This is a genomic window from Amycolatopsis ponsaeliensis (genome assembly GCF_030182635.1).
Taxonomy (GTDB): Bacteria; Actinomycetota; Actinomycetes; order Mycobacteriales; family Pseudonocardiaceae; genus Amycolatopsis; species Amycolatopsis ponsaeliensis.
In genome coordinates this window covers 41,515-62,585 of sequence record NZ_JAPZLD010000023.1, presented here as the reverse complement: position 1 = coordinate 62,585, position 21,071 = coordinate 41,515, and the positions used below count along the sequence as shown (strand labels likewise).

The following is a 21,071-nucleotide window of genomic DNA, read 5'->3' as shown; positions in this document are numbered from 1 at the left end:
GGTATGTTGACGCCGTCCCCGGAGAGCTGCATCGGTCGCGGGGGTTCGCGCTGCTCGGACTCGGTGGGGAGGCCGTCACCCGGGAAGCGCTTTCCGGTGGGCTGGGTCCCCACCGGGGAGCAGGAGGGAAGCAGTGCCTTGGTGTACTCGGGGACGGTCATGGACGACCGGGTGACCGAGCCGTACTTGGTCGGTCTGGAAGCCATCGCGGGCGAGCTGCTGCGCGGCAAGTGGTGCGTCTACCTGCACGAATGGCTCGGCGACGAGCACGACCTCGCCACCTGGCGCGACGAGGTGGCCACGCACGCGGCGGAGTCCGGCGTCGAGGTGTGCTTCGTCGAGATCCCGCGCAAGGACATGACACTCGTCGCGAACGTGCACGCGCTGCCGAGCTTCGAGCAGGTCACGCAGTCCGTGGCGGCGCTGGAGCACCACCGGAGCGCTGTCGCGGGCCGGAGCCGGTCCCGTCGCGGGACGTGACGGCAAACCCTCGTGCGAACCGGTACGCCGGTCAGGACGTCGCGTGCTGCTGGGCCGCCAGGAAGTGCGCCGTCTCCGCCGTCGCCTCGTAGAGCGCCCGGTAGTGCCGGTAGAACTCGTCGTACCGCTCGCGGTTCGCCGGGTCCGGGGTCACCGTCGCGGCGATCGGGTTCCCGCGTGACGCGTCCATCCCCACCGCCTCCGCCGCGATCAGCGCGTCGCCCAGGCACGCGCCGATCGTCTCGGCCGGGATCTGCTGCGGCAGCCCGGTGACGTCCGAGACGATGCGCGTCCACAACCCGCCCTTGGTCCCGCCGCCGACCGCGACCAGCCGCCCCGCCGCGCCACCCGCGGCGGCCATCGCCTCGAGGTTGTGCCGCACGCCGTAAGCGATCCCTTCCAGCGCCGCGCGGTAGATCTCGGCGCGGCCGTGCGACGTCGTCAGCCCGGCCAGCACGCCACGCGCGGCCGGGTCGAACAGCGGCGTCCGCTCCCCCGCGAAGTACGGCAGCAGGAGAAGCCCGCGGCTGCCCGCCGGAACCGAAGCCGCCTCCGCCACGAGGTCCCCGAAGGAAGCTCCGACGAGTTTCCGCAGCCAGTCGGTCACCGCGCCGGACGTCGCCATGCCCGCCGCCAGCGTGAAACTGCCCGGGGCGACCCCGCGCGTGCCCCACAGCCCCGGGTGCGGGCGCGGCTCGGTCAGTACCTGGACCAGGAACATCGTCGTTCCGTACATGACCATGACATCGCCCGGCTCGCGGACGCCGACGCTCGCCGCCTCGGCCCAGGCGTCGACCGTCCCCGCCGTCACCGGCAAGCCCGCGGGCAGTCCCGTCCGCGACGCGGCGGCCGCGGTGACCTCGCCGGCGATCTCGGTCGGCCACAGCAGTTCCGGCAGCGCCACCCCGGGCGCGACGCGCTCGGCCCAGTCCGCGGCCCAGTCGCCGGCGGCCAGGTCGTACATCGGCGTGCACTGGCTCGCCGAGTGGTGGTCGAGGACGTACCGGCCGGTCAGCCGGTGCACCAGGAAGGAACTCGCCATCAGCAGCTTCTTCGTGCGCGCGTGGACGTCCGGCTCGTGGCGCACCAGCCAGCGCACCTTCGGCCCGACCGCCTGGCTCGTCAGCGGCGAACCCCCGCGGGCGAGGATCTTCTCCGCGCCGAGCTCGTCGTTCAGCTCGGCGATCTCCGCACCCGCCCGGGTGTCGACGCCGTAGAGGATCGCCGGGCGCAACGGCGTGCCGTCGGCATCGGCCGGGAGGAGACACGGCCCGATGCCGCTGATCCCGAGCGCGGCGAGCGGGCGCCCTTCGGCCGCGCGCAGCAGGTCGGCGACGATCCCGGTGAAGTCCGCCCACCAGACCGTTTCGGCGTCGTGCTCGAACCAGCCCGGCCGCGGCGTCGAGACGGCGTGCTCGCGGACCGACCGGGCGAGCACCGCGCCGCCGGGGTCCACCAGCACGCCCTTCGAGCTGGCCGTGCCGATGTCCACGCCGAGCAGCAGTCCCGTCATCCGCCCCTCCACGGACCAACCTGCGGGAAATCGATTACCACCACGCTATGGTGTGCCGGAAGCACTGTCAACGAACCAGAGCGAACGAGGACACGGTGGCGACGATCTCCGACGTGGCGGCGCTGGCCGGCGTCTCGACCGCGACCGTGTCGAGGGCGCTCAACGGCAAGTCCACTGTGGACCCGGTGCTCGCCGAGCGTGTGGCCAGGGCCGTGGAAGAGCTCGGCTACACGCCGAACGGCCTGGCCCGCAGCCTGCGCCGCCGGGAGACCGCGGTGCTGGCGCTGATCATCTCCGACGTCGAGAACCCGTTCTTCACGGCGATCGCGCGCGGGGTCGAGGACGCGGCGCAGGCCGCCGGGTACTCGGTGATGCTGTGCAACTCCGACGAGAACACCGCCAAGGAACGCCGGTACGTCGAGGTCGCGGCCCAGGAGCGGCTCGCCGGCGTGATCATGTCGCCGACCACGGGCGACAGCGACGTCCGGCCGCTGACCACGAACCGGACGCCGATCGTGACGGTCGACCGGCGCCTCGCCTCGGCGGACTGCGACGCCGTGCTGCTGGACTCCCGCGTCGCGGCCCGGGTCGCCGTGTCGCACCTGGTTTCCCAGGGCTACCAGCGGATCGGCTGCATCGCCGGCCCCCCGGGCGTCACCACGGCGGACGACCGGCTCGACGGTTACCGCGACGGGCTCCGCGAGGCGGGCCGGAAGTACGCGGCCAAACTGGTGCGCCGCTGCGAATTCCGCGAGACCGGCGGCCGGGAAGCCGCGACGCAGCTGCTGACGAAACCCGACCCGCCGGACGCGCTCCTGGTGTCCAGCAGCACGATGTCGGTCGGCGTGCTGCAGGTGATGGCGGAGCTGGGCCTGCGCGCCGGCCGCGACATCGGGATCGTGTCGTTCGACGACGCCCCGTGGGCGACCCTGATCTCCCCGGCGCTGACGGTGGTCGCCCAGCCCGCCCACGCGATGGGCCAGCTGGCGGCACGCCTCCTGCTCGACCGCATCGCCGACGGCGCGTCCCGAGCGACGACCACGACGACGATGGCGGCGCAGCTCATCGTCCGGGGCAGCTCGACCCGCTGAACCCCGCACTTTCACGTGAAAGTGCGGCCTGGCCGCCCTTGAGTCTGCCCGAAGTGACGCTTGACACACCCCCGTCTCGCCCCTAGCGTCGAGTAATCGATTACTCCCATCTTCCGCCGACGCGAGGGGTGTCATGGAAGAGCCGGGTACCCCGCTGGTCGCGATGACCGGCGTCAGCAAGGCCTACGGCGGCACGCTCGCCTGCGACGACGTCGACTTCACCGTGCGCCGCGGCGAAGTGCACGCGCTGCTCGGGGAAAACGGCGCCGGGAAGTCCACGCTCGTGCGGATCCTCTCCGGCGACGTCACCGGGTACCGCGGCACCATCGAGATCGACGGCGAACCCGCCACCTTCGGCAGCCCCGCCGACGCGCGCAGGCGCGGCATCGCGATGATCCCGCAGGAGCTCGACCTCGTGCCCGGCCTTTCCGTCGCCGCCAACATCTTCCTCGGCCGCGAGCTGCGCACGAAGGCCGGCACGATCGCCCGGCAGAAGATGCACCGCGAGACGCGGGAACTGCTGGCCCGCACCGGGATCACGCTCGACCCGAAGCGCGCCGTCGGCGAGCTGCGCACCGGTGAGCAGCAGCTCGTCGCCATCGCCAAGGCCCTCGCCCTCGACGCACGCGTGCTGGTCATGGACGAGCCGACGTCCGCACTCACCGGCACCGAGGTCGAGCGGATGGTCAAGGTGATCGCCGAGCTTCGCGACGCGGGCGCCGGCATCGTCTACATCTCCCACCGGCTCGAGGAGATCGGCCGGATCGCCGACCGCGCCACCGTGCTGCGCAATGGCCGCGTAGCTGCCGAGTTCGCCGCCCGAGACCTCACCGTCGAGCAGGTCACCGAGGCGATGATCGGACGCCCGGTCCAGGCGTTGTTCCGCGTCAAGCACGGCGAAACCGGCGGAGAGCTGCTGTGCCTCGACGACTTCGCGCTGCGCCCGCGGCGGCACCGGCCCGGCCGCCGGGAGCCCGCCGGGATCTCCCTCATCGTCCGCGCCGGCGAGATCGTCGGCCTCGGCGGCCTGCTCGGCTCGGGCCGCACCGAAATCCTGGAGACGCTCTTCGGCGCCGGGACGCCCGGGCAGTGGCAGGGCCGGCTTTCTTTCGAGGGCCGGGAAATCCACCCGAGAAGCCCGCGTCACGCCGTCAAGCTCGGGCTCGCCCTCGTGCCCGAGGACCGCCGGATCGCCGGTCTGGCCCTGCCCCACTCCGTCCGCGCGAACACTGCTCTGGCTATTGTGGACAGACTGGCGACGGCGGGGTTCCTGACCCGCCGGCGCGAGAACGACGTCACGAAGAAGGTCCTCACCGAGCTGAGGGTGAAAGGCGCGCTCGCCGACCCCGTCGGGACGCTCTCGGGCGGGAACCAGCAGAAGGTCGTGCTCGGCCGGGCGCTGCTCACCGAGCCGAAGCTGCTCCTGCTCGACGAGCCGACCCGCGGCGTCGACGTCGGTGCGAAGGCGGAGATCTACCAACTGCTGGCCGCCGCGGCCGCCCGCGGCATCGGCGTCCTGCTCGCCTCCTCCGAGCCCGCCGAGCTGGTCGGGCTGTGCGACCGCGTCGTCGTCCTGCACGACGGCCGGAGCAGCCAGGAGCTCGACACGCACGACGCCGGCGAAGCCGAACTTCTGGCCGCGGCGATGGGGGAAACGCGATGACCACGGCCGAGTTCATCCCGACCCGGCGCGCCGCCGCCGTGGACACGCTGTTCCGCTTCCAGAGCCTGTTCGGCCTCGTCCTGGTGCTCGCCGCGGCGATCGCGTTTTCGCCGGTCCACGACGGCTTCCCGGACTTCCTGACCAGCGGGAACCTCTTCAACGTCGTCCGCGCGGTGTCCGAGAACGGCATCATCGCCATCGGCATGACGTTCGTGATCCTGATCGGCGGGATCGACCTCTCGGTCGGCGCGGTGCTCGGCCTCGCCGCCGTCGGCTCGGCCGTGCTGATGGTCGAAGACGGCTTCGGCACGCTGCCCGCCGCGCTCGTCGTGCTGGCCGCCGGCCTGGTCTTCGGCCTGCTGCAGGGCGTCGCGTCGGCGGTGTTCGGCATCCAGGCCTTCATCGTCACGCTCGCCGGGCTGCAGGTCGCCCGCGGGCTGGCCCGGATGTGGTCGGGCGGGCAGGGCGTGTCGATCGAATACGGCGACGGCCCGGGCCTGGCGCCCGTCTCGTTCTCGCTGCTCGGCGAGCGGACGTTCAACGGGCTCGTGCCCATTCCCGCGATCATCTTCGCCGTGGTCGCCGTCGCGGCCATCGCGTTCCTGCGCACCAGCGCGTTCGCCCGGCACGTCTACGCGATCGGCGGCAACGAGAAGGCCGCGCGCCTCTCCGGCGTGGCCGTCACGCGGGTGAAGGTGCTGGTCTACGGGTTGAGCGGGCTGCTCGCCGCGCTCGCCGGGATCGTCCACGCCGGCCAGATCAACCAGGGCAGCCCCAACGACGGCACCGGCTACGAACTCGACGCGATCGCCGCGGTCGTGATCGGCGGCACCGCGCTGTCCGGCGGCCGCGGGTCGGTGTCCGGGACCGTCGCCGGCGCGCTGCTGCTGGGCGTGCTCAACAACATCCTGGCGCTGAACGGCGTCGACCCCAACCTGCAACTCCTGATCAAGGGCCTGGTCATCGTGGTCGCCGCGGGCCTGCAGCGACTGCGTCCGACACCGTAGAGGGGAAGAAAGAGATGTCCGGCAAGCACTTCGCGTTACCCGCGCTCGTCCTGCTCCTGGCCGCCTGCGGCACCACGCACGAGAACTCCGGTCAGGGCGCCACGGTGACATCTGCCGCGGCTTGCAAAGGCGCCGAGGGCAAGTACACCATCGGCGTGAGCCAGGCGAACGTCGCCGAGCCCTACCGCAAGCAGATGGACGACGACATCGCCCGCGCGGCGAAGCAGTTCCCGCAGTTCACCGTCACCTTCGCCGACGCGCAGCAGGACAACGCCAAGCAGGTCGCCGACGTCGAAAACTTCCTGACCCAGCGGATCGACCTGCTGATCATCAGCCCCAACGAGGCCACCCCGCTGACCGCGGTCGTCAAGAAGGCCTACGACAAGGGCATCCCGGTGCTGGTCCTGGACCGCAAGGTCGACGGCGACGCGTACACGCAGTGGATCGGCGCGGACAACGTCGACATCGGCCGGCAGGCCGGGCAGTACCTGGCGGACAAGGTCCTGCCGCAGGGCGGCAAGATCGCCGAGATCCGCGGGCTCGCCGGGTCCACGCCAGCCAAGGAGCGCCAAGACGGCTTCGCGAAGGGCATCGAAGGCCGTGGCATCGACATCGTGACCACTGTGGACGGTGACTGGCTGCGCGAGAAGGGCCAGCAGCAGGCGGACGCGATCTTCAAGGCGCACCCGGAAATCCAGGCGGTCTACGCCCAGAACGACCCGATGGCCGAAGGGGCCTACCTCGCCGCGAAGGCCGCGGGCCTGGACCAGAAGATCAAGTTCATCGGCATCGACGGCCTGCCCATCCCGCCCGGCGGCATCAAGGCGGTCGAAGCCGGGCGCCTCGCGGCGACGTTCGTCTACCCGACGGGCGGGCGCGAGGCGGTGGAGTCGGCGAAGAGCATCCTCGTCGACTGCGCGAAGCCGGCGAAGACGCAGATGCTGCCGACGCAGCTCGTCACCCAGGCGAACGCAGCCGAGGTGTACGCGAAGGGCAACCGCTGATGGCTCGGGTCGGCGTCCTGTCCCTCTCCGACGGCCGCGACTACGTCCACAGTGGAATCGCGGACTTCGTGCGCGGGAACGAAGACCGGCTGGTCTCGGCGCTTGCCGATGCGGGCCACGAAGTCGTCCGGGCTTCGGCGCCGGTGTCGGCGAACACCGTCGCAACGTCGGTCGCGCGCGAGATCGAGGCGGCCGGGGTGGACCTGGTCGTGCTGCACTACTGCGTCTGGGCGTTCCCGCACTTCACGATGCTCGCCGCGGGGGCGCTCAGCGGGCCGCTGGTGCTGGTCGCGAACCTCGACCCGGTGCAGCCGGGCATGGTCGGGATGCTCGCCGCGGGCGGTGCGCTCGACCAGATCGGTCGCGCGCACACGCGGCTCTGGGGCTCCCCGCGGGAAGTCGTGGCCGCGATCGGCGTACGGGCCCGGGCGGCGGCCGCGGTGGCGAAGCTGCGCGGCAGCACGTTCGGCCGGATCGGCGGGCGGCCGATGGGGATGAACACGGCCGTCGCCAACACCGACCAGTGGCAGCGGCAGTTCGGCGTGGACGTCGAGGAGATCGACCAGTGGGAGATCGTCCGGCGCGCCGAAGCGGCGGATCCGGCGGAGAAGCGCGGCGCGCGCGAGTGGCTGGAGCGGCACGCGACCGTCCGCTACGACGGCGCCAAGCTGACGCCGGAGCTGCTGGAACGCCAGGTCGGCTCGTACCTCGCGATGCGGTCGCTGATCGACGAGTGGAGCCTGGACTTCACCGGGATCAAGGGCCAGCCCGAGCTGACGCAGCACTTCGCGACGATGGACGTCGCCGAGGCGTTCCTGAACGACCCGTACGACTGGAACGGGCCCAAGGAGACGCACGTGTGCGCGACCGAGGCCGACATGGACGGCGCGCTCACGATGCAGCTGATGAAGCACCTGTCGGGGACGCCGGTGCTGTTCGCCGACGTCCGCCACTACCACGCGGACCGCGACATCTGGGACCTGTGCAACTCCGGCCAGCACGCGACGTGGTTCGCCGCGCGCAGCGACGACCCGGCGGAGAACCTGGCCCGCGTGACCTTGCACCCGTCGGTGTTCTTCTTCCCCGCGGGCGGCGCATCGGTGCACCACATCGCGGCGCCCGGCCAGATGACGTTGGCCCGCCTCACCCGCCTCGACGGGCACTACAGGCTGCAGCTGATGCTGGGCTCGTTCGAGAACTACTCCCCGGAAACGACATCGGCGCTGGAGGCGCAGTCGACCCCCGGAGTGGCCGCACGCGTTCGCGCGGCTGGACGCGACGGCGTCGACGTTCCTTTCGCGGTTCGGGGCCAACCATATTCACGCTGTGCCCGGTGACCGGCGGGCGGAGTTGCGGGCGGTTTGTGAGCTGCTGGGGATGACCCTGGACGAGTTCACCCGCGGCTGAGCGGACGCCGGCCGTCTGGCCAGGCGCTGTATCGCTAAGCTGCCGAGATCATTCAGCGAGGAAGGATCTCACGGTGAAGCTGCTGGTCACGGGCGGTGCGGGCTACATCGGGAGCGTCGTGACCCGAGCACTCTTGGCGGCCGGGCACGAAGTGGAGGTGCTGGACGACCTGTCGACCGGTCACCGCGCGAGCGTGCCGGACAGCGTGGCGTTCCACCACATGTCCGTGCATGACGCGGCTCGAGTGCTGACTTCCGAAGCAGGCTTCGACGGCGTGCTTCACTTCGCGGGGCGGATCGAGGTCGCGGAGTCCGTTTCCCGGCCGGACATCTACTGGGACGTCAACGTGCGCGGCTCCCTCGCGCTGCTGGAGGCCGCCCGCGCGGCGCACGTCCGGCGCATGATCTTCTCGTCGACCGGTTCGATGTACCGGGGCGAGGACGACGAGAAGCTCGCCGAGACCGCCAGGGTCGAACCGCGCAATCCCTATGCGGCCAGCAAGCTCATGGTCGACTTGATGTTGTCCGCGGAAGCCGCGGCGTTCGGCCTCGGCGCGACGAGCCTGCGCTACTTCAACGCGGCAGGCGCTGTCGGCGAACTCGGTGAGCGGCACGACCCGGAGAGCCATCTCATCCCCATCGTGCTGCAGGTCGCGGCCGGCAAGCGGGAGCGGTTGCAGATGTACGGCGACGACTACCCGACCCCGGACGGCACCTGCGTGCGGGACTACATCCATGTCGCGGACCTGGCCACGGCGCACGTTCTCGCGCTGGAAGCGATCGAGCCCGGCCGTCACGAGATCTACAACCTGGGCAACGGCAACGGCTACACCAACCTGCAGGTCGTGGAAGCGGCTCGCGAGGTCACCGGGCACCCCATCCCGGTCGTGCTCGCCCCTCGGCGCGAAGGCGATGCGGTGGTCACCGTCGCGAGCAGCGAGAAGGCCCGGAAGGACCTGGGGTGGCAGCCCGCCAAGCCGGGTCTGCACGACATCGTCACCGACGCCTGGACCTTCCACACCCAGCACCACTGACGCTTGACTTCGACCTTGCTTCAGCTTTTACCGTCGCCACCATGACTGCTCCTCCCATCCCGCGCACCGTCTGGATCGCCTCCGGCGTCATGGCGCTCGGCGGGTTCCTGGGCAACATGGACGGCTCGATCGTCGCGGTCGGGCTGGAGTCGATGAGGCTGCGCCTGGGGGTCAGCCTCATCGAGATCCAGTGGGTGGCGACGGCGTTCCTGCTCGGCCTCTCGGCGGCCCTGCCCCTCACCCCGTGGCTGGTGAAACGGCTCGGCGCCGGACGGCTGTGGCTTTGGGCGCTGGCGGCGTTCCTCCTGACGTCGGTCACCTGCGCCCTCGCCCCGGACGCCGGCACGCTGATCGCCTTCCGCACGCTGCAGGGCATGGCCACCGGTGTCATGGTCACCGCCGGGCAGACCGTGATCGGGCTGGCCGTGGGGCCGGAGCGGCTCGGCCGGACCATGGGCACGCTGGGCCTGGTCGTCGGGCTGGCGCCGGTCGTCGGGCCGAGCGTCGGCGGCTTCCTGCTCGCGCACTTCTCGTGGCCGGTGCTGTTCTGGCTCAACCTGCCGATCGGGCTGGTCGCGTTCGGCCTCGCGCTGCGGTACGTGCCGCGCGGCGACCGCGGGCAGCCGCCGCCGATGGACTGGCCGGGGCTGCTGCTCGTCTCGCTCGGCCTGCCGCTGCTCGTCTACACGCTCACCGAGCTCGACGCCGTGCTGGCGGCCGTCGGCGCCCTCGCGCTCGCGGTATTCGTCTGGCGATCGTTGCGCGTGCGGCACCCGGTGCTGAACCTGCGGCTGGCCGCCCGGCCCGTTATGGGCTCGGCGCTGGCGGCCGTCCTGCTGGCCGGCGCCGGGATGTTCGGCGCGGTCCTGCTGCTGCCGCTGTGGTTCCAGGTCCGGCTCGGCGCCGGGCCGGCCGAGGCCGGGGTCCTGCTCGCGCCGATGGGGCTGGCCACCACGGTGTTCGTGCTCGTAGCCGGCCGGCTGACGGACCGCTACGGCGGCGGCACCGTCTCGCTCGCCGGGGCGCTGGTGGTGCTGGCGAGCACCGTCCCGCTGCCGTGGCTCGGCCCGGACACCCCGATGTGGCTGGTCCAGGCGCTGCTCGTGGTCCGCGGCGCGGGACTCGGGCTGTCGATCATGCCCGCGTCGACCGCGGCGTACGCGTCGGTCGGCGCGGCCGAACTGGGCCACGCGACAGCGTTGGTCAACATCGTCATGCGCGTGGGTGGCGCGGCCGGCGGCGCGTTGTGCGTGATCGTGCTGTCCCGCGGCCTCACCACCGGCCCGGCGACCGGGTTCGGCTGGGCGTTCGGGGTGCTGGGAATCGTCTGCGCGCTGGGTGTGGTGGCCGCCGGCCGGCTCCGGCACGCCGAGCGATCGTCCACAGTGGACGTCACGGGGTGATCCACCTGGGAACCTGGCGCGATCACCGGTTTGGTGATTTCCTGGAGCCGGTCAACCACGGTCGGTAAGGGGAAGGGCTGACGATGGCGGGGGTATCGAGGCGGCTGGTGACGGCCGCGGCGGCGACGGCGGTACTGGGGAGCTTGCTGGCGGCGACGCCCGCGTCGGCCGCCCCGTCGATCGACTGGAAACCGTGTGCGGACGCGCCCGGCGTCGAGTGCGGCGCGGTGACCGTGCCGATCGACTGGGCGCACCCGGACCGCGGCACGGCGAGCATCGCGCTCGCCCGGCTCAAGGCGACGGACCCGCAGGCCCGCATCGGGTCGGTCCTGATGGACCCGGGCGGCCCCGGCGGGCCGGGTGCCGGTGAGGTCAAGGGCGGCTGGTCGCTCTCGCCGGAGATCACCAAGCGCTTCGACACCGTGGGCTTCGACCCGCGCGGCGTCGGCGACAGCACGCAGATCAAGTGCGGGCTCGACGAGGTCATCGCCGACCACCCGGAGGTGCCGCGCAACCAGGCCGAGTTCGACCAGCTCGCGGCGTACAACCGCAAGCTCGGCGAAAGCTGCAACCGGCTTTCCGGGCCGCTGGGGCAGTTCGGCGACACCGTGAGCGTCGCGCGGGACATGGACGCCATCCGCGCCGCGCTCGGCGAGAAGAAGCTGACGTACTACGGGGTTTCCTACGGCACGCTGATGGGCCAGCAGTACGCCGAGCTGTTCCCGGACAAGGTCCGCGCGCTCGTGCTGGACAGCAACATGGACCACTCGCAGTTCACGGCGTTCGAGTTCCTGAACAGCGAAACGCAGTCGGTGCAGGCGGAGTTCGGCGAGTTCGTGGCGTGGTGCGGCCGGACGCCGAGCTGCGCGCTGCACGGCCGGGACGTCTCGAAGCTGACCCGCGACCTGCAGGACAAGGCCGCGCGCGGGGAGCTGAAGGATCCGCAGAGCGGCGAGGTCGTCACGCCGCTTTCGCTCGCCGGGATGTTCCAGGGCTCCTTTTACGGTCCTAGCTGGGACAGGCTGGCAACGGTCCTCAAGTCGTTCGCGGACGGCACCCCGCCCGCCGCGGCGGCGCAGGTGAAGGAAGACATCCCGGTCAACACCGTGTTCCAGAGCGTGTTCTGCGACGACTGGAAGCTGCCGGTGCACAACTACGCCGAGCTCGAGGCCTACCGGCGGACGGCCGCGGCCCTCGCGCCGGACGTCAAGGTCAACTCCCTGGGCTGGCAGGCCGTCACCGGGTGCATCGGCTGGCCGAACAAGGCGAGCAACACCCAGCACCCGCTGCAGGTGCACGGCGCGCCGCCGCTGCTGATGCTGAGCAGCAAGTACGACCCGGCGACGCCGTACGCGTGGTCACAGGCCGCGGCCCGGCAGAGCGGCAGCACGCTGCTCACCTACGACGGCTGGGGACACGGCGCGTACTCCAAGAACAGCCAGTGCGTGATCAAGGCGACCGACGACTACCTGATCAGCGGCAAGCTCCCGGCGCGTGGCACGCACTGCGCGGCGGTCGAACCGGGGACGCCCGAAGCCCGGATCGCCGGGCCGAAACCGCCGGCGGCGATCGGATTCTGACGCTTCCGTCGCGTGGCCGGAGCGAGGACAATCGTCCCGGCCACGCAACGGTGCGGGGAGAGGAGCCGAGGATGCTTCGTCGATTCTTCGTCATGGCCGCGGCGGTCGTCGTGGCGAGTTCTCTTCTCACGGCACCGGCGGAAGCGTCGTCCCGCCACGGCGGGTATCTCGCGCTCGGCGACTCCGTGGCGTTCGGTTACCGGCCCAACGCGGGCGCGGCCTACCTGAACGCGGCCAACTTCAGCGGTTACGCGGAGAACTACGCGTCACTGCGCGGGCTCCGGCTCGCGAACGCGTCCTGTCCCGGCGAGACGACGGGCAGCATGCTGGTCGTCACGGCGCCGAGCAACGGCTGCGAAAACGGCTACCGCCTGGCATACCCCCTGCACGTCAGTTATGCGGGCGCGCAGATCGACTACGCCGTGCAGTACCTGCGGACCCACCGCGACACCCGGCTCGTCACGCTGACGATCGGCGCCAACGACCTGTTCCTGTGCCAGGCCACGACGCCGGACCACTGCACCGGCGCTTCCTTCCAGGCCGCGTTGAGCCAGGTGAGCCGCAATCTCGCGACGATCCTTTCCGCGGTGCGCGCCCACTACCGCGGCGACCTCGTGCTGGTGTCGTACTACTCGCTCGACTACCGCGACCCGACCCAGGTCGCGCAGGTCAAGGCGATCGACGCGGCGCTGACGCAGGTGACCCGCCGCTACCACGGCAAGATCGCGGACGGCTTCACGGCGTTCTTCCTGGCGTCCCTGCGGGCGGGTGGAGACCCGTGCGCGGCGGGCCTGCTGATCAAGCTGCCGACGGGAGGCTGCGACGTCCACCCGTCAGCGGCCGGCCACCGCGCGCTGACGGCGGCGCTGGCGTTCGCGCACTGAGTCAGACGGCCTGAACCTCGACCCCGGCGGCTTCGAAAGCCCGCACGGCCTCCGGATCGGCGTCGGTGTCCGTGACGAGGGCGTGCACCTGCGTCGTCTCACAGATCCGGGCGAAGGCGCGCCGGCCCAGCTTCGAGCCGTCCGCGACGGCGACCACGCGCTCGGCGCGTTCCACCATCAGCCGGTTGATGCTGGCCTCACCCTCGTGGTGGGCGAAGGCGCCGGCGTCGGGATCGAAGGCGTCGACACCGAGGAACAGCAGGTCGATGGTGAGCTCGCTGAGCACGCGGGTGGCGAGCGGCCCGCTCAGTTCGAACGACTGCGGCCGCGCGACACCCCCGGTGACGACGATCTTGACGTTCGGCCGCACGGCGAGCTCGTGCGCGATGTTCAGCGCGTTGGTGACGACGGTGATGCCGGGAGAGTCCCCCCGGCTGCCCAGGTCCGACCGGATGGCGAGAGCCCGCGCGACCCCGGCGGTGGTGGTCCCCCCGTTGAGGCCGACGACCATCCCCTTGGCGGCGAAGGCAGCGGCGGCGGCACTGATCCGCTGCTTCTCGGGGACGTGCCGCGCGGTCTTGTAGCGCAGGGGGAGGTCATAGGCGAGATCGTTGGCGACGGCGCCCCCGCGGGTGCGCGTGAGCAGCTGCTGTTCGGCGAGGTGGTCGAGATCCCGCCGGATGGTGGCGGCGGAGACGTCCAGCTCCGCGGCGACGTCCTCGACGTCGATCTTTTCCCGCTGCCCCAGCATGTCCAGCAGGGTGGTCAACCGTTCGTGCCGGGCCATCGGCGGTACTCCCTAGCTTGACTCTCGGTGACCTATCGCGCACGAGGGTGCGCTGTTGGCCGCCGTTTCGAGCAGTATGCTGCATCGAAGGTGGAGTCTGCACCGCGGCACGCCGTGGGGAGCGGCTCGCCCCGTCAAGGCAACCGCGCCCCCGTCGCCGCGTCGAACAAGTGGACCGACTCCCTCTTCGGCTCCAGCTTGATCGTCTCCCCCCGTTGCCACGGCGCCATCCCCGGTGTCCGCACCGTCAGCACCTCCGAAGACTCCGCCCGGCAGTACAGGTACTGATCACTCCCCAGCTCTTCCACCACCTCCACGACCGCGTCGACCCCGGACCCGATCGTCCACCCCTCCGGGCGCACCCCCACCACCACGCCCGGCCCCGTCAAAGCCGAACGCTGCGCGGGTGTCAGCGGCACCGACCACGGCCCGTCCACCGTTGTCGTCAGCAAGTTCATCGCCGGGGACCCGATGAACCCCGCCACGAACACGTTGGCCGGGCGGGCGAACAGGCCGATCGGGGTGTCGCACTGCTGCAGCACTCCGTCGCGCAGCACCGCCACCCGGTCGCCCATCGTCATCGCCTCGACCTGGTCGTGTGTCACGTACAGCGTCGTGATTCCCAGACGCCTCTGCAACGACGCGATCTGCGTTCGCGTCTGGACTCGCAACTGAGCGTCCAGATTGGACAGTGGTTCGTCCATCAGGAACACGCTAGGTTCGCGCACGATCGCCCGGCCCATCGCCACCCGCTGACGCTGGCCGCCCGAGAGGCGGGCCGGTTTGCGGTCCAGGTACGCCGTCAGATCCAGCACTTTCGCCGCCTCGGAAACCCGGCGTTGCCGCTCGGCTGAAGGGACGTGCGCCAGCTTCAGGTGGAAGCCGATGTTCTCCCCGACCGTCATGTGCGGGTACAGCGCGTAGTTCTGGAACACCATCGCGATGTCCCGGTCCTTCGGCGGCAACGCCGTGACGTCGCGCGCTCCGATGTGGATCGAACCGTCGTCGATGCCCTCCAAGCCGGCCAGCATCCGGAGCGTCGTCGACTTGCCGCAGCCGGACGGGCCGACCAGTACCAGGAACTCCCCGTCGGACACCGCAAGGTCCAAGCCGTCGACGGCCGGGCGGTCCACGCCCGCGTAGAACCGGGTCGCGTCCGAAAAAGTCACCGTGGCCATCGCGTTCCTACTTCCCTGCGCCGAGCGTCAGGCCGGAGATGATCCGGCGGGCGAGCACGAGGTACAACACCAGCATCGGGAGCACCACGATCGCCACGCCCGCGATCAGCCCGCCGTACTCCGATTGGTAGCTCGCCGCCCCGTAAAACGTGAACAGTGCGCGCGACAACGTGAAGTGCGCCTGGTCCTTCAGGAACACGATCGCCAGCAGCGTCTCGTTCCACAGGCCGATCGCGTTCAGCGTCAACGCCGTGATCAGCCCGCCGCGGGCCAGCGGGAGCATCACCGAGAAGAACGTCCGCATCGGCGACGCGCCGTCCAACGCCGCGGCTTCTTCCAGCTCGTCCGGCAAGGACCGGAAGAACCCCGTCAACAAGAACACCGTGAACGGGATCGACAAAGCGACGTACAGCACGAACAGCCCGTACTCGTTGTCCAGGTGGATCCGGCTCAGCACCACGAACAGCGGGATGATCACCGTCTGGAACGGCACCCCCATGCCGATCGCGACCCCGTTCGTCAGCGGCCCGGACCCGCGCACGCCGAGCCTCGTCAGCGCGTACGCGCAGGGCGCCGACACCGCCACCGTCGCCACGGTCGCCAGCCCGACCAGCACCACCGTCGTCAGCACCGCGTCGCCGAACCCCGCGTTGTTCCACGCGTACGCGAAGTTGCGGAACGGCTTGCCGAGGTGGAACCACTGGTACGGCAGCGCGAACGGCTTGGTGAAGATCTCCACCGGCGTCTTGAACGCGGCCGTGAGCAGCCAGTACAGCACCAGCACGTTGCCGGCCGTGAACAGCCAGACGATCGACGACCCCAGCAGCCGCAGCGGGCTGAACCGGCGCGATCCGGGTGCCGGACGCGGCTTGCGCGGCACCCGGCGCGGAGTCTCAGAACTGGAGAGCGTCACGGCGCATCACCCGCCTCAACAGCACGACGAGCACCGACACCAGCGCGATCATCGCCACCGCGCAGGCGCAGGCGGCCCCGAAGTCCGGCGTCCCGTTCGAGCCGAAGGTCCGGTCGAACACGTAGACCCCGAGCGTCCACGCCTCGTTCGGCGGGGCGTACGTCCCCGGCCCGGCCAGCACGAACACCAGCTCGAAGATCTTCAGCGCGTTGATCGTCCACAGGACACCCGCGACGCCGACGACGTCCCACGTCATCGGCAGCGTGATGTTCCGGAACTTCTGCCACGGCGACGCGCCGCCCAGCTCGGCGTCCTCGTAGAGGTACGGCGGGATCCGGTCGACCGCGGCCATCAGGATCGTGATGTAGAAGCCCGAACTGGCCCAGATCAGCGACGCCGTCACGACCCCGGTCACGTTGGCCGGGGCCAGGAACTTCGCCGCGTCCGCACCGGCGTGCTCCAGCACGAAGTTCGCGAGGCCCTGTTTCCCGGGCTGGTACTTGAACACGAACCCGAGGAACATCCCCAGCGCCACCGGCGCGACGATGTTGGGGAAGAACAGGATCGCCCGGACGACCTTGCCGCCGCGCATGTCCCGCAGCACCATGGTGAACAGGAACGCCAGCGCGAACGTGCCGATGCCGCCGAGGAACACGTACACGAGCGTGTTGCGGAACGCGTACTGGAACGAGTCGCTCGCCCACATCCGCGTGTAGTTGGTGACGCCGTTGGGCTGCGGGGTGTCGCCCGCGCCGGCCCAGCTGGTGAAGCTCAGGACCACCGTCGCGAGCGTCGGCAAGACCAGGAAAGCCAGGTACAGCACCAAAGCCGGCGCCGCGAACGGCCAGAACAGCCGCTTCTTGCGGCGCAGGTGCGCGCCACCGGCGTCGCGGGTCTCCGAAACCCGTGACGCCGGTGCCGTCGTGAGCGTCGCCATCAGCTCTGGTTCTTCCAGAACTCGGCACCCTTGGTCGCCAGCTGGTCCACGAACTGCTGAGGCGTGATCCGCCCCTTCAGCAACGCGGTGTCCGCCGGGTCGAACACGTCGGTCTGCCATTTGCCGCCCGCGATGCCGTCGATCCCGTCGTACTGCAGGACGTGCTCCTTCTTCGGGTCGTCCATCGCGGCCTTGACCTGCTTGAGGTCGTCCGGCACGGCGAGGTCGGCGCGCGGCACCAGGTTGTCGGCGACCGCCGGGATGCCGGAGAGGATGTCCTTGTTCAGGAAGTACGCGATGAACGCCTTGGCGGCCTCGGCGTGCCGGGCCTTCTTGGGCACCGCGAAGCCGATCGACATCTGCTCGACGGTGTCGTGCGTGGCGCCGGCCGGCATCGGGAACTGGAACGAGCCGTAGTCGATCTTCGTCCCGGCGCCCTGCTTGTCCAGGTACTCCCGCGTCTCGCTCGGCGCCCAGGTGCCGACGTAGAGGTAGCGCGAGTCACCGTCGGCCCAGCGCTGCTGCACCTGCGGGAACTTCGCCGCGTCCCAGCCGTCGATGAAGTACTTCGGCAGCTTCGCGGTTTCCGTGGCGGCCTTGAGGAAGCCGGGATCGGTCTTCCACGCCTGCCCGGTCTTGTCCGACGCCGCCTTGTTCAGCCCGCCGGACCCGACGAAGCGCTCGGCGAGCTGGGTGAAGAAGTACATGTTGTAGAACGGGATGTCGCCGTCCTGGCTGATCGCGGCCTTGCCGTCGGCCTTCGCCTTGTCGAACAGCGCGACCAGGTCGTCCATCGTCTTCGGCTGCTGGACGTCACCGGCCGTGCCCTTGTTGAACCACCAGGCGCTGGACTGCACGGTGTAGGGGACCATGAAGTTGTGGCCCTCGCGGTCCTTGTTCTGCGGGAAGTCGTAGGAGCTGGGCGAAAGCACGTCCTTGACAGTCTTGTCGCCCTCGCCGACCTTCATCGCGAAGACGTCGTCGACGCTCTGCGTGCCGCCCGGGGTCATGATCGCCGCGCCGACTTTGCTGACGTCCTGGTCGAACAGGTCCGGCACGGTGTCGGTGTTCAGCGCCGGCACCAGGTTCTGCGTGTAGGCCTTGCGCCCGAGCCACTGGACGTTCACCTTGACGCCGGTCTTCTCCTGGAAGCACTTGAACGCCTTCTGCAGGACCTTGCCCTGCGGCTCGTCGGCGGTCCACATGGCCCAGTAGGTGAACTCCTGGCCCGCGGCCGGTTTGCCGGCGGCCTCCGGGCACGGCGCGTTGAGGTACTGGTCGACCCCGGGCAGCGCGTTCTCGCCGGTTCCGCTGCCCGTGTCGGCGCCCCCACCGCAGCCCGCCAGGAGGAGTGAGGCCCCCACCGCACACGCCATGACTTTGCTTCGTCGCATCCGCCACCACCCGGTCGAGATCGAATATCGCGCAAGTTCTGCGCATTAGTGCGCAGTTTTATGGGCTTTCAAGCATCTGTCAACACAAGTAGCCGCAACAATCGCCGCACTTCGGTCATGACGGCGTCGCGGCCGGCACCCAGGTACTTCCGCGGGTCGACGCGCTCGGGGTGCGCGCGCCAGTCACCCGCGGCGGCCGCGGTGAACACCTTGTTGAGCTGGGTCGCGATGTTGACCTTCGTCATCCCCGCCCGCACGGCTTCGGCGAGCCCTTCGTCGGACACCCCGGACGAGCCGTGCAGCACCAGGGGCACCGGAACCCGCTCGCGCAGCCGCGCGATGAGGTCGAAGTCCAAAGTGGCGTCCCGGGTCAGCATCGCGTGCGAACTGCCGACCGCCACCGCGAGCGCGTCGACGCCGGTGGCCGCGACGAACTCCGCGGCTTCGCCGGGATCGGTGCGGGCGCCCGGCGCGTGCACGCCGTCCTTCCCGCCGACCTCGCCGAGCTCAGCCTCGACCCAAACGCCGTGGTCGTGGCAGAACGCGGCGACCTCACGGGTCTCGCGCACGTTGTCCGCGTAGTCCAGTTTGGACGCGTCGAACATGACCGAGCCGAACCCGAGCGCGACGGCTTCGCGCACCAGTTCGCGGGACTCCGCGTGGTCGAGGTGCACGGCGACGCGGGCCTCGGCCGCGCGGGCCGCGGCCAGCGCGGCGCCGCCGATCGGCGCCAGTGCGCCGTGGTAGCGCACGGCGTTCTGGCTGAGCTGCACGATCACCGGCGCGCCGGCCAGGGCCGCGCCCTCGATGATCGCGGTGATGTGTTCCAGCTGGATCGCGTTGAACGCGCCGCAGCCCCGCCGGGCCGACACGGCCTCCGCGACGATCTCTCCGGTGGCGACCAGAGGCATCAGGACTCCCCTTCCGGCCGGACGCGCACCGCGGCCAGCTCCCGGTGGTAGTGCGCGAGGTCGACGTCGCCGGCGAGCGGCCCGAGCACGGCCGCGCCGGACAGCGCGACGGCGCGGCGCAGGATCTCCGGCCACGGCTCGCGGCGGCAGAGCCCGAGCGCGAGCGCCGCGACCACGGCGTCGCCCGCGCCGGTGCTGTTGCCGGCGAGCGCGGCCGACGGCGTCGCGTGCCAGGTCCCGGCGGCCGTGACCGCGAGCAGTCCGTCGGCGCCGAGGGAGACGACGACGGCCCCGGCGCCGGCGTTGCGCAGCTCGCGCGCCGCCGCGACCGGGTCGGCCACGCCGGTGACCTCGCGAAGCTCGTCGAGGTTGGGCTTGACGACGGTCGGGCGGCCGGCCAGTCCGGCCAGCAGCGCCGGCCCCGAAGTGTCCAAAACGGACGTCGTGCCGGCGAGCAGCCGCGCGTAGCCGTCCGGCGGCGCTCCCGGTGGCAGGCTGCCGGCACACACCAGCACCTCGGGTTCGCGGCGCCGGACCCGCTCGGCCAGCAGCGCCCATTCGGCCGCGCTCAGCTCGGGTCCCGGCTCGTTGAGGAGGGTGACCGAACCGTCCACTGCGGACAGGACGGTGGTGGTCCGGCGCGTCTCGCCGTCGATCGGCACGAGGTCCGCGGGCAGCCCGGCCGCACCGAGGTCGGCCGCGAACGCGGCCCCGGTGGCGCCGCCCGCCGTGGTGACGGCGCGGACGTCGGCACCGAGCGCGTGCAGCACGCGGGCGACGTTCACGCCCTTGCCGCCCGCCCGGTGCCGGACGTCGCGCGCCCGGTGCACGGCGTCCGGCACCAGGCTGTCCACTGTGTACGTGACGTCGAGCGCGGCGTTCGGCGTCACGGTGACGATCATGTGAGGACGACGGATCGCGTGAGGCCGCGCGGGTGATCCGGGTCCAGGCCCTTGCGCCGGGCGATCGCCCCGGCCACGAGCTGGGCGCGGACCAGGTCGGCGAGCGGGTCGAGGCCGCTCTCGACGAAGGTGCCGCCCGCGCGGCGGACGTCGTCGGCGAGGCCGTCCGGCGCCCGGCTGAACATCCAGGTCACGCGGCCGGGCTCGCTGATGCTGATCGGGCCGTGCCGGTAGTCCCACGCCGGGTGGGACTCGGTCCACAGCAGGCACGCCTCGCGGAACTTGAGCGCCGCTTCGTTCGCGATCCCGACCGACCAGCCGGTGCCGAGGAAGCTGAACTGCCCGGCACCGACCAGCGACTCCGGCAGCGGCTCGGCCAGCACCTGCTCGGCCTGCGCGACGACGGCGGTCAGGTCCTCGCCGAGGTGCGCGCGCAGCATCGCGAGCGCGGTGGTGGCGAACCTGGTCTGCACGACCGAGCGTTCGTCGACCGCGGAGAGGTCGACGACGGCGTCGGCGGCGCCCGCGATCGCGGCGGGCACGCCGGTGATCGCGGTCGTCCTGGTGCGGCCGCGCAGCTGCGCGAGCAGCGTGTGCACCTCGGTGGTGGTGCCGGAACGGCTCAGCGCGAGCACGTGGTCGTAGGCGCGCCCGGACGGGAACTCGGACGCGGCGAAGGCGTCGGTCTCGCCGAGCCCGGCGGTTTCGCGCAGCACGGCGTAGGCCTGGCCGACGAACCACGACGTGCCGCAGCCGACGATCGCCACCCGGGCCCCCGGCGCGGGCAGCAGCGCGGTGTTCGCGGCGGCGAACGCGCCGGCCTCGCGCCAGCAGCCGGGCTGGCTGGCGATCTCCGCCGCCATGAAGGTCCCGCTCATGAACTCCCCCTCCGTGCCGGTTGTGCGCAACAGCTGTCACGGTAGGTGCAGTTTTGTGCATCGTCAATCGGCGTATCGCGCATGTTTGCGCAGTAGGTGCGCAGAC

The 21,071-nt window shown here is 71.0% G+C and carries 19 protein-coding genes and 1 pseudogene; 11 read left to right on the top strand and 9 right to left on the bottom strand.

The annotated features are described in order from the left end of the window. Positions 1-159: 159 nt before the first annotated feature. On the top strand, positions 160-480 hold the full coding sequence (locus tag QQ657_RS30795; protein ID WP_284745763.1) for a hypothetical protein: 321 nt from the start codon (positions 160-162) through the stop codon (positions 478-480). A gap of 31 nt (positions 481-511) precedes the next feature. Here QQ657_RS30795 and QQ657_RS30790 read toward each other — a convergent pair whose 3' ends face one another. Next, positions 512-1,993 (bottom strand): FGGY-family carbohydrate kinase, encoded by a 1,482-nt coding sequence (locus QQ657_RS30790; RefSeq protein ID WP_284745762.1) that lies wholly within the window; start codon positions 1,991-1,993, stop codon positions 512-514. A 95-nt stretch (positions 1,994-2,088) separates the two neighbouring features. On the opposite strand from QQ657_RS30790, the gene QQ657_RS30785 reads away from it, so the two are divergent. The 10 genes and pseudogenes from QQ657_RS30785 to QQ657_RS30740 all read left to right on the top strand — a co-directional run bounded on the left by QQ657_RS30785 (position 2,089) and on the right by QQ657_RS30740 (position 13,065). Further along, positions 2,089-3,084, top strand: coding sequence for a LacI family DNA-binding transcriptional regulator (locus tag QQ657_RS30785; protein WP_284745761.1), 996 nt, complete (start codon positions 2,089-2,091; stop codon positions 3,082-3,084). Between the two features lie 133 nt (positions 3,085-3,217). Beyond that, a complete protein-coding gene (locus tag QQ657_RS30780; protein ID WP_284745760.1) occupies positions 3,218-4,747 on the top strand; it encodes a sugar ABC transporter ATP-binding protein in 1,530 nt (509 codons plus the stop codon). Further along, a complete protein-coding gene (locus QQ657_RS30775; protein WP_284745759.1) occupies positions 4,744-5,754 on the top strand; it encodes an ABC transporter permease in 1,011 nt (336 codons plus the stop codon). Before QQ657_RS30780 ends, QQ657_RS30775 begins: the two co-directional genes overlap by 4 nt. A gap of 14 nt (positions 5,755-5,768) precedes the next feature. Further along, complete coding sequence (locus tag QQ657_RS30770; protein ID WP_284745758.1) at positions 5,769-6,758, top strand: substrate-binding domain-containing protein; 990 nt, start codon at positions 5,769-5,771, stop codon at positions 6,756-6,758. Then, positions 6,758-7,948 (top strand): annotated as a pseudogene (locus QQ657_RS30765) (L-fucose/L-arabinose isomerase family protein); the annotation flags it as partial. The gene QQ657_RS30770 and the pseudogene QQ657_RS30765, both read left to right, overlap by 1 nt. A gap of 79 nt (positions 7,949-8,027) precedes the next feature. Next, a complete protein-coding gene (locus tag QQ657_RS56995) occupies positions 8,028-8,165 on the top strand; it encodes a hypothetical protein (protein WP_434056800.1) in 138 nt (45 codons plus the stop codon). 73 nt (positions 8,166-8,238) lie between these two features. Continuing rightward, a complete protein-coding gene (gene galE / locus QQ657_RS30755; protein ID WP_284745757.1) occupies positions 8,239-9,198 on the top strand; it encodes a UDP-glucose 4-epimerase GalE in 960 nt (319 codons plus the stop codon). A 41-nt stretch (positions 9,199-9,239) separates the two neighbouring features. After that, complete coding sequence (locus QQ657_RS30750) at positions 9,240-10,601, top strand: MDR family MFS transporter (protein ID WP_284745756.1); 1,362 nt, start codon at positions 9,240-9,242, stop codon at positions 10,599-10,601. A gap of 83 nt (positions 10,602-10,684) precedes the next feature. Continuing rightward, positions 10,685-12,181 (top strand): alpha/beta hydrolase, encoded by a 1,497-nt coding sequence (locus tag QQ657_RS30745; protein WP_284745755.1) that lies wholly within the window; start codon positions 10,685-10,687, stop codon positions 12,179-12,181. A 71-nt stretch (positions 12,182-12,252) separates the two neighbouring features. Then, on the top strand, positions 12,253-13,065 hold the full coding sequence (locus tag QQ657_RS30740; protein ID WP_284745754.1) for an SGNH/GDSL hydrolase family protein: 813 nt from the start codon (positions 12,253-12,255) through the stop codon (positions 13,063-13,065). 1 nt (position 13,066) lies between these two features. Here QQ657_RS30740 and QQ657_RS30735 read toward each other — a convergent pair whose 3' ends face one another. From QQ657_RS30735 to QQ657_RS30700, 8 genes are all read right to left on the bottom strand, one after another. Beyond that, positions 13,067-13,852 (bottom strand): DeoR/GlpR family DNA-binding transcription regulator, encoded by a 786-nt coding sequence (locus QQ657_RS30735; protein ID WP_284745753.1) that lies wholly within the window; start codon positions 13,850-13,852, stop codon positions 13,067-13,069. Between the two features lie 134 nt (positions 13,853-13,986). Then, positions 13,987-15,030 (bottom strand): ABC transporter ATP-binding protein, encoded by a 1,044-nt coding sequence (locus QQ657_RS30730; protein WP_284745752.1) that lies wholly within the window; start codon positions 15,028-15,030, stop codon positions 13,987-13,989. Between the two features lie 7 nt (positions 15,031-15,037). Continuing rightward, on the bottom strand, positions 15,038-15,943 hold the full coding sequence (locus QQ657_RS30725) for a carbohydrate ABC transporter permease (RefSeq protein ID WP_284745751.1): 906 nt from the start codon (positions 15,941-15,943) through the stop codon (positions 15,038-15,040). Then, positions 15,924-16,880 carry a carbohydrate ABC transporter permease gene (locus tag QQ657_RS30720; protein ID WP_284745750.1) on the bottom strand — a complete coding sequence of 319 codons (957 nt, stop codon included), beginning with the start codon at positions 16,878-16,880 and terminating at the stop codon, positions 15,924-15,926. The genes QQ657_RS30725 and QQ657_RS30720 overlap by 20 nt, the downstream gene beginning before the upstream one ends. After that, positions 16,880-18,256: an ABC transporter substrate-binding protein gene (locus tag QQ657_RS30715; RefSeq protein WP_434056799.1), complete on the bottom strand. Its 1,377-nt coding sequence runs from the start codon at positions 18,254-18,256 to the stop codon at positions 16,880-16,882. Before QQ657_RS30715 ends, QQ657_RS30720 begins: the two co-directional genes overlap by 1 nt. A gap of 86 nt (positions 18,257-18,342) precedes the next feature. Further along, positions 18,343-19,185 (bottom strand): class II fructose-bisphosphate aldolase, encoded by an 843-nt coding sequence (locus QQ657_RS30710; RefSeq protein ID WP_284745748.1) that lies wholly within the window; start codon positions 19,183-19,185, stop codon positions 18,343-18,345. Next, a complete protein-coding gene (locus tag QQ657_RS30705) occupies positions 19,185-20,087 on the bottom strand; it encodes a 1-phosphofructokinase family hexose kinase (RefSeq protein WP_284745747.1) in 903 nt (300 codons plus the stop codon). Before QQ657_RS30705 ends, QQ657_RS30710 begins: the two co-directional genes overlap by 1 nt. Continuing rightward, positions 20,084-20,965 (bottom strand): SIS domain-containing protein, encoded by an 882-nt coding sequence (locus QQ657_RS30700; protein WP_284745746.1) that lies wholly within the window; start codon positions 20,963-20,965, stop codon positions 20,084-20,086. Before QQ657_RS30700 ends, QQ657_RS30705 begins: the two co-directional genes overlap by 4 nt. Positions 20,966-21,071 lie beyond the last annotated feature (106 nt).